The following is a 6,739-nucleotide window of genomic DNA, read 5'->3' on the forward strand; positions in this document are numbered from 1 at the left end:
TTTTGGGGTGCAGTTCAGTTTTCAGACGACCTCTTTGCTTTTTAAATTCAAATCAAGCCATTTAAGCTCAAATCGTACCGCTGCCTTGTGCTTTCGGTTTGGCGGCACCGAATTCCAGTTTGCTCAAGGCGGAGAGGTAGGCTTTGGCGGTGGCGACCAAAACGTCGGTATCCGCGCCCTGACCGTTGACGACGCGGTTGCCGCGCGCCAGACGGACGCTGGTTTCGCCTTGGCTTTCTGTGCCTTGCGTTACGGCGTTGACGGAATAAATCTGCAAAGTCGCGCCGCTTTGCGCTACGCTCTCAATCGCTTTGAAAATCGCATCGACAGGGCCGGAGCCGCTGGCCGAAGCGCGTTTTTCTTCGCCTTTGATGCTGAACACGATGTCGGCGCGCGGCTCTTCGCCGGTTTCGGTGCTGATTTTTTGGGAGATGAATTTGTAGCTTTCGGCGTTCATGCTGCCCATTTCGTCGGACACCAACGCGTGCAGGTCTTCATCGAAGATTTCACGTTTTTTGTCGGCGAGTTCTTTGAAGCGGGCGAACGCGGCGTTCAGCGCCTCTTCGCTTTCCAACTCAATGCCCAAATCCGCCAGTTTGCTGCGGAACGCGCTGCGGCCGGACAATTTGCCCAAGGTCAGGCGGTTGGTTGACCAGCCGACCGATTCGGCAGTCATGATTTCATAGGTTTCGGGGTGTTTCAACACGCCGTCCTGATGGATGCCTGATTCGTGTGCAAAGGCGTTTGCGCCGACCACTGCCTTATTGGGCTGAATCGGATAGCCGGTAATGGTGGACACCAGTTTGGATACCGGCACAATTTGCGTGGTGTCGATGCCGGTTTCCAAGCCGAAAAGATCGTGGCGCACTTTCAACGCCATCACGATTTCTTCAAGGCTGGCATTGCCTGCACGTTCGCCCAAACCGTTAATGGTGCATTCCACTTGGCGCACGCCTGCTTGAACGGCGGCCAGCGAGTTGGCAACCGCCATCCCCAAGTCGTTGTGGCAGTGGGTCGACCAGACTACTTTGTCGCCGTTGGGCACGCTTTTGATGATGTTGCTGATACGCTCGTACCACACGGAAGGGATGGAGTAGCCGACAGTATCGGGAATATTGATGGTGGTCGCGCCCGCTTCGATAACCGCCGTAAAGATTTTGGCGAGGAAGTCCAAATCCGAACGCACGGCGTCTTCGGCGGAAAATTCCACATCGTCGGTGTATTCTTTGGCGATTTTCACTGCTTTGACCGCCGCATCGATGACCTGCTGCGGCTTCATTTTCAGTTTGTGCTCCATGTGGATGGGGCTGGTGGCGATGAAGGTATGGATGCGTTTTTTCGGCGCGGGGGAAACGGCTTCACCCGCTTTGCGCACATCGTTTTCAACGGCACGCGCCAACGAGCAGACTGTGGATTTGGTGATGATTTTGGCAATCGCATTGACCGACTCGAAATCGCCCGGGCTGGCGGCGGCAAAACCCGCCTCAATCACATCCACGCCCATTTTCTCCAACTGGCGGGCAATGCGGATTTTCTCCTCTTTGGTCATGGATGCACCGGGCGACTGCTCGCCGTCGCGCATGGTGGTGTCGAAAATAATTACGCGGTTGGTCTGTGTCATTTCTGTTCTCTCCAGAGATTCGTTTTTTTGTAAAAAAGCATTCAAATCCAGCGGCCTGCCTTGCGCTTCCGCCAGCGCGGTCAGCTTTTGTAGTTGCGCCAAAGGCAGCGACCCGCGCGTGCGCCATTTATAGATGGCAGCGGTTGTTGCGGCATTTTCGGGATCGTGCTGTTTCAACGCTTCGGCAAGTGCATTCACGCCGCCGAAATAAGCAACTAAGCGGTCAATGTCTAATTGCATGATGTTCCTTGTCCAAACTTTATCGAAATTATGGTTTGCTTTGGAAGGGGATTATACGCATTTTAGACAAAACGACAATCTATTTTTCTAAAAATAATGCCTCACATTTTAATATTGAAATTATTTTATACATTTTGTCTAATTTTTATAGAGTGAAGAGTAGTTGCTCATACAGCATTCAATGACATTGTGCAAAAGTAAGTTGGCTGCGCTAGTTGCGGTATGTTCAGGCAAAATAGCTGGATGCAGTTTATGGGAATAATCACCAATGACGAAAAATAGGTAATCCCTTTGGTCGGTTGGCTTTTGGTTTTGCAATAAATACAGCTGTTTGGTATCAAAATGAACTATTTTGCTGATGGCTTTATCAACTTTGGCCAACCGTTTTATACCGTATTTTGTTCGTTTGAAACGATTGTTGGTGCTGTTTTCGGTGAGAGCATTTACAGCCGTATGCCTTGAGGATACAGTAGATGGTTACCCTGTTAACTTGGTATAGTCGGATTAGAAAAGTAACGGTGATTTTATCCTATATATAGGCTCGCTAAACGGCTTGGCGTTGGTGAGAAATGAGGTGGGTATTTTTATGGATCTTCATGACAGTATTGTCTTTCGAAGACTGTAAACAATGCTGGGAAACCACAGACAATAAACAGGTGCTGGTTTATTGCATGAATACAAAGCAAAGGTCGTCTGAAAACGCTTGCACGTATAGTGGATTAACTTTAAACCAGTATGGCGTTGCCTCGCCTTAGCTCAAAGAGAACGATTCTCTAAGGTGCTGAAGCACCAAGTGAATCGGTTCCGTACTATCTGTACTGTCTGTGGCTTCGTCGCCTTGTCCTGATTTTTAATCCACTATATATTTTCAGACGACCTTTTTCATTCCATTTACAGCCATTGTGCCAAGGATTCGGTATCCAAGTCCCATTGCCAGATGCCGTTGTCCGTGCCGTCCAATCCGCGCAGGAAGAGGTATCGGATGGCGAGTTTGGGTAACGGCTTGCCGCGCAGTTTGAAATAGCGGGCTACGGCGATGGCGTAGATGAGCGCTTGCAGGTAGTAATGGTGGTCTGCTACGGCGTCGTTCATGGCTTGTTGCGTATAGGCTTCGGCGTTGTCGCCCAGATGGTTGGATTTGTAATCGATGATGCACACAAGGTCGTCTGAATCTTGGCAGACCATGTCGATGAAGCCGTTGAGAAAACCTTGTACATCTTGGAAATCCAATCTTTCTGCGGCTTCGATACATTCCGGCGGCAGTGAGCTGTTTTTGCGGGCAAACCAGCGGCGTAGGTCATGGAGTTTGAAGTCTTCGGTGTAGAGGGTGAACCCCATTTCCGGAAGGCGGCGCTCGGGTGGAATTTCAGACAGGCTTTGTGCAACAAGGCGTGTTTTGCGGCAGGTGTCGAGCATTTGTTTGACGGCATCTGTCCAGAGCAGGTCGAAGCCGTAGCGGGTTAAGGTTTCGGCTATCAGGCTGCTTTGGCTTTCGGCGCTTTGGGCAAAGTCGAATTTTTCCAACATTTCATGCAGGCAGACGCCGGCGTTGGCGCCGCGCGGGAAATGGTGGATGTCGGTGTTTGGGAGGTCGTCTGAAACGGGGAGGGCGGTTTCAGACGACCTTTCTGTTTCGGCGGCGGTTTCTGCGGGGTCGAGTGCGGGTTGTAATTCTTCGCGCTCGTCGTCTCGGGTTTTGACTTGGCGGCTGAGGCCGGTAAAGCTGGTATGCCGGATGAACTGAAATCCGCGGGCGGGGATAACGGCGGCTTGATAGAGGTCGTCTGAAAGTTGGCGGTTTTGCGCGGCTGCGGGTTGCGGCGCGTCTTCGGAAAAGCTGAAGTCGGTATGTTCGGGGGGATTTTTGAGGAAACGCAGCCAGTTGTTTTTCAGCATTTGCAGCTCGCCTACGGCTTTGTTTGCTTTGCGTTCTTGTTCATAAGCTTGGTGGGTAGACACCCGATTGCTGTCGGCGCTGCCTTCAAGCAGGTAGGCAAAAGGGGAATCGGCGGTATCACCGCAATGGGCGGCATAGAGGACGAGCTGCTCTTCAGCGCGGGTCAGCGCGACGTACAGCAGGCGCAGGCGTTCCGCCATTTCTTCGTCGGCAAGGTGGGTTCGGTCTTCATCGTTGAGTTGCGATTTGGCAAGCAGTTCCGTGGTGTGGTCGGCGGTGTGGAGGATTTGCCAATCGGCGGGCTTCATGTCTTTCGCGTCCCAAACGAAAGGGCAATAGACCAAAGAATATTGCAAACCTTTGGAGGCATGCATGGTAACGATTTTGACCAGTGCTTCGTCGCTTTCAAGCCGTAACAGTCCTGATTCGCCGACAGAGCGGTCTTGCGCCAGGCTGATTTGGTCGTTGAGCCATTGATGTAGGGCGGCGGGGCTGAGGCTTTGTCCCTCTTCTTCGGAGAGGCACTCTAAAAGCTGATGGAAATTGGTGAGGCCGCGCTCGTCGCCGCGTGCAAGTAATCCGGTTTCGATGCCGTGCAACGAGGAGAAGTGTTGCAGCGCGGCATAAATCCCGCTTTTCCGCCAAATGGCAACGGATTCGGCGGAGGTGTTTATCCAGTTTAATAATTCGGCTTCGTTGCGGTTGAGTTGATACAGGGCTTGCGCGTCGTAGCCGAACAATGTGCCGGATAAGACGAAGCGCAGCGAGCCGATTTGTCCGGGATTGAGCCAATAATCCAACAGCGCGGCAAGGGCGAGGGCTTCGGGCGTGGTGAAAACCGATTCTCTTGAGAGCAAAACGCTTTGTATGCCGCGCGTTTTCAGCGCTTTTGCCACCATCACGCCTTCGTTAAACGTCCTGACCAAGACGGCAATATCGCCTGAAATGACCGGCCTGTCTTTGAATTTCAGACGACCCTCGGCAGCTTCGTTGAGCGTGTGGGCGATTTCGTCGGCGCAATATTCGGAGGCACGGCGACGCAAGATGTCTTTGTTGAGCACTTCGTCGTCTTTGCCGTTGAGCCAGCGTATCTGTATGGCGGTGCGGGGCGGCGAAAGCCGGCTTTCGGAACGTGCGGCGCCGACTTCGGTATAGTCTATGCCGTCCAAGACGAAAGGGCGGTTTTTGCAGCGGAACAATGCGCCTATGCCGTTAATCAGCTTGGCATGGCTGCGGTAATTGGTCGCCAGCGTGTAGCTGTGTTGCGCGTCTGCTGCGGCTTGCAGATAGGCGTAAATGTCGGCGCCGCGAAAGCTGTAAATGGCTTGTTTCGGGTCTCCGACTAGGAATAAGGGCTTGTTTTGGCTGATAAAGATTTTTCGGAAAATCTCGTATTGCAGCGGGTCGGTGTCTTGAAATTCGTCAATCAAGGCGATGCGCCAGTTTTGCGCCACCGCCTGAGCCAATGAATCTGCCTGCGGGTTGTCGGTCAATGCGTCATAAACATCAAGCAGTAAATCGTCGAAACCGCGTTCGCGTTTGGATTTTTTCTGCTCGCTCAGACTGGCATTAAGATGGTCGAGCAGGTCGAGGTGGAGCAGGGTAAGCGTCTCTTCTTCGGCTTGCGCCATGGCAGCCGAATCTGCGCCGAGATTCGCCAATATCTGCAAATCGGCAAAGGCGGCAGCATCGGGAGTATTGCCTTTTTTGACTTTGGACTCTAAGGCTTCTGCGGCAAACATGGGCAGCTTTTCTGCCGTCGTTTTGCTAAAAGAAGGAAGGGCATCGGATTGGGAGGCGGATTGGAGTTCGAGAAAGACGGTCTTGAATGTTTTTTCTTGGTATGAGTTGCCATTTAATATCGGACGGATGCGCCAGAATGTTTCTTCCAAAGCATCCAGTTTGGAACGCACTTTTTCCCATGTTTTCCGAAAGTTTTCCTGCGCGGCGATTAAGTCTGCTTCGGGTCGTCTGAAAACCAAATACGGACGGCTGACGAACTTTTGTATTGCCGCCAGCATGGTTTGCGGCGTTTGGCGGCGTTGGAATACCAGCTTCGCCAAAACGGGATGATTGACGATGCGGTCGCGCCAAAAATCTTGAGCGGGAATCAGCAGGCGGTCACGGCTGTTTTCGGTCAACTCGACATCCATAGGCGCGCGGCACAAAAACGCATAATCGCGCAAAATGCGTTGGCAGAAGCCGTGAATGGTATAAATCGCGGCGTTGTCGAATTGCCCGATGGCAGCCTTGAGGCGGACAATCAGCCGCGCTCGACTTTCTTGAGCCAATGCCTGTTTGAGCAAACCGGTCAGAAACACATCGCCCGGATGATTGTCTCGGCAGTATGCTGCGAGGTCGTCTGAAAGATTGTCCGTATCCTCCACGCTCTCCAAAGCCTGCAATACTTCGTCCAAACGGGCGCGCAAACGGGTTTTCAATTCCGCCGTTGCCGCCTTGGTAAAAGTAACGGTCAAAATGCTTTCGACAGGCATCTGCTCAAGCACGACCAAACGCGTGAACAAAGCCGCAATGCCGTAGGTTTTGCCCGTGCCGGCAGAAGCTTCAATCAGATTGGTACCTGCTATAGGGATGCTTAGGGGATCGAAGGCTGGAATGGTGATTGACATGATAAAAGGAGGATGAGTTAAGGAATAACGGGATAGGAGATAAGAATCAGCTCGCTGAAACCTATACAATAATATAAGTTATTAAAATTTTATACTTATTTCAAAATGAAAACTTTTCTGATTTTTCCTACTTCTTATTCAAGATCAGAAAGGTTTTAGTCTATTGAAAATTTTTTGGCACATTTTTGTTCGCTATTGATCCGCCCATGTTTGTTTTCATCAGGACAGGATTTAGGCATCAGTAATTTTTTCTGCAATATGGACAAGGCGGTGCGGCGTTTACGTGTAGGAAATCGTCGCGTTGTTTACACCACAGGTTGAGACCTTTGCAAAATTCCTTTTCCCCCGACA

Annotated in this window: 2 protein-coding genes; both read right to left on the reverse strand. The window is 51.5% G+C overall.

Annotated features, from left to right (window positions below; all coding sequences use genetic code 11):
* Positions 1–67 precede the first annotated feature (67 nt).
* A complete protein-coding gene (locus tag HMPREF3066_RS07965) occupies positions 68–1,861 on the reverse strand; it encodes a 2-isopropylmalate synthase (protein ID WP_045072598.1) in 1,794 nt (597 codons plus the stop codon).
* Positions 1,862–2,752: 891 nt separating this feature from the next.
* On the reverse strand, positions 2,753–6,388 hold the full coding sequence (recB, locus tag HMPREF3066_RS07970) for an exodeoxyribonuclease V subunit beta (RefSeq protein ID WP_070441898.1): 3,636 nt from the start codon (positions 6,386–6,388) through the stop codon (positions 2,753–2,755).
* Between the last annotated feature and the right edge of the window lie 351 nt (positions 6,389–6,739).

Source organism: Neisseria sp. HMSC03D10 (genome assembly GCF_001807625.1).
Taxonomy (GTDB): Bacteria; Pseudomonadota; Gammaproteobacteria; order Burkholderiales; family Neisseriaceae; genus Neisseria; species Neisseria mucosa.